Annotated in this window: 1 protein-coding gene and 1 pseudogene; both read right to left on the reverse strand. The window is 74.8% G+C overall.

The genetic code is table 11. The annotated features are described in order from the left end of the window. Positions 1–311, reverse strand: a pseudogene (locus FV223_RS30850) (hypothetical protein); the annotation flags it as partial. 2 nt (positions 312–313) lie between these two features. After that, positions 314–2,143 (reverse strand): glycosyltransferase, encoded by a 1,830-nt coding sequence (locus tag FV223_RS25390; RefSeq protein WP_246686604.1) that lies wholly within the window; start codon positions 2,141–2,143, stop codon positions 314–316. Positions 2,144–2,428: the final 285 nt, after the last annotated feature.

The raw sequence follows: 2,428 nt of genomic DNA on the forward strand, positions 1-2,428 counted from the left end.
GGCTCGACGCGATGGTCCGGCAGGCGCTGCGGCCGGAGGTCGGCGCGGTCGGCGCCAAGCTGCTCTACGCGAACGGCACGTTGCAGCATGCCGGCGTCGTCGTCGGGCTCGGCGGGCGGGACGGGCTCGGTCGGAAACCGGTCCAGGATCCCGGGCGGCAGCGCCAGGCGGTGATCGATGCCGACGAGGGCCGCGCATTGCTGGCGCGCGCGCAGGCGCCGGCCGGTGAGGCGGGCCCAGAGGATCGCGAAGGTCCGCCGCGGATGACGCGCCAGGGTGGCGGCGACGGCGCGCGTGCCCGAGCCAGCCATGGCTATTCCAGGTCCTCGCCGAAGGTCGTGAGCGACAGGGCGGGATGATAGAACGGATCGTGCCGGATCACGTCGCGCCAGCGCTCGGTGAAGCGGGCGGCCTCCGCCTCGAACCGGATGCGCTTGGCGCCCACCGACGGGCCGCGGCTCACCGATTCGAGGTGAGCCAGGGTGGCGGCCGGCGTCCACACCGTCTTGCAACCGGCCGCCCCGAGGCGGAGGCAGAAATCCACGTCGTTGAAATCGACCGGGAACGCCTCCGCGTCGAAGCCGCCGACCGCCCGATAGTTTTCCCGTGAAACAGCGAGGCACGCGGCGGTGACGGCCGAGACCTCGTGCGCGACCCGCATCTGCCCGAGACGGCCGGGGCTGCCCGCGGGGCGCTTGCGCAGGATGTGCCCGGCCCGCCCGCCGAGCCCGACGACGACGCCGGCATGCTGCAACGTGCCGTTCGCGTAGAGCAGCTTGGCGCCGACCGCGCCGACCTCCGGCCGCAGCGCCTGCCGGACCATCGCGTCGAGCCAATCCGGGTGCAGCACCGCCACGTCGTTGTTGAGCAGCACGACGACGGCGCCGGTCGCGGCCGCCACCCCGGCATTGACCATCGCCGAGAAGTTGAAGGGCGCATCGAACGCGACGATCCGCACCCGCCGATCGCGCCGGAGCGCGTCGTAGTGAGCGAGCACCGCCGGATCGGTCGAGCCGTTGTCGACGATCACGCACTCGATGGCAGGGTAGGCGGTCTCGTGCAGGACGCCGCGGCAGACCCGCTCGATCAAGTCGAGCCGGTCGCGCGACGGGATCACGATGCTGACGCGCGGCGCCGGCTCGGGCAGCGGCCAGAGCAGGTCGACGACGCCGTCGCGGATCACCGGCTCGGGGGCGTCGGTGCGATGCCGGGCGAGCGCGGCGGCGCGCGGCGCGGCATCCGGCGCGGCCCCGGTGGTCTCGGCGAGGATGCGCGGGAGGTGCGCCACACGGGTCGCGCGCGCGCCGAGCCACAGATCGAGGACGAGCGGAAACGCCGCGATCGCCCCGGCCGGGTCTTCGGGAAGGCGCGCGAGCAGGGCCGGCGCGGCGAGCCACGGCCGGCCCTGGTAGCCGGTGGTGCGGGCGAGATCCGGGCTCCAATCCGGTTTCAGCCGGGGCGCGCCGTCGCGCAGCTCGTCGGCGTAGATCAGGTCGGCCGTGCCGATCTCTGCGGCGAGCCGAGCGAGCGCGTCGGGCCTCAGCCAGTCGCCGGCGCGGAGCAGGCAGAGGGGCGCGATTCCGAGGACATCCCCGAGGCCGCGATCGTCGCGCCAGGCCTCGTGCGCGATGCGAGGGTCGTCGGGCGTGGCCTGCAAGGTGGCGTGCAGGACGATCGCGCGCCAGTCGGGATGGGTCTGCGCGCGCAGGCTCGCGAGCGTCGCGGCGAGGCTTTCGGCATCCGCGTCGGCCAGGACGAGCACGCGGATCATGCCGAACGCCCCCTTCCCTCCCCCGCCTTCGGGGGAGGGCGGAAGGAGGGCGCGGTCCGCTGCCCAATCCGAGAACCGCGCGCGCGGCGTCACCGCGCAGGTCCCGCGGAGGGTGTCGCGATAGCGGCGCTCGTCGCCGCGCAGGCGTTCGTAGAGGGCGGAGACGGCGCGGAGCGGCCGGGTCGCGAGCGCTTGCAGGAACAGGCTCGCCTCGGTGCGGCGGCCGACGCGCTCCAGCACGAAGCCGGGTCCGGCGGCGAGGCGGATCTCGCGAAGGTCGTCCGGGAGCAGGCCGAGCCAGTGGGCGCAGGGCTGCGCGACGCCGGGCAGCACCACGTCCTGCGCGCCCTCGGCGCGGATCAGGCGCAGCATCGGCCGGCGCGGCCGGGCGGTCGGCGGCTCGCGATAGGTCAGGACGACCCAGCCGCCGCGGCCGATCTCCGGCAGCACGAGGCGGCGGTCGAAGACCGGGTCGGCCGCCGGCACGCAGTGGAACGCGGTCGCGCGCCCGAGGTCGAGCCGGGCGGTCAGGCGCGGAACGGGCCGTCTCCCGGCTTGGGCTTCACTGCGCGGCGCCCGCGGGTGCCGAGGAGGGCAACATCTTCTCCAACCTGCTCAAGTACGGCGGCACCACCGTGCCGCCGTCGCAGCCCAAGG

It is taken from the genome of Methylobacterium sp. WL116 (assembly GCF_008039455.1).
In the GTDB taxonomy this organism is placed as follows: Bacteria; Pseudomonadota; Alphaproteobacteria; order Rhizobiales; family Beijerinckiaceae; genus Methylobacterium.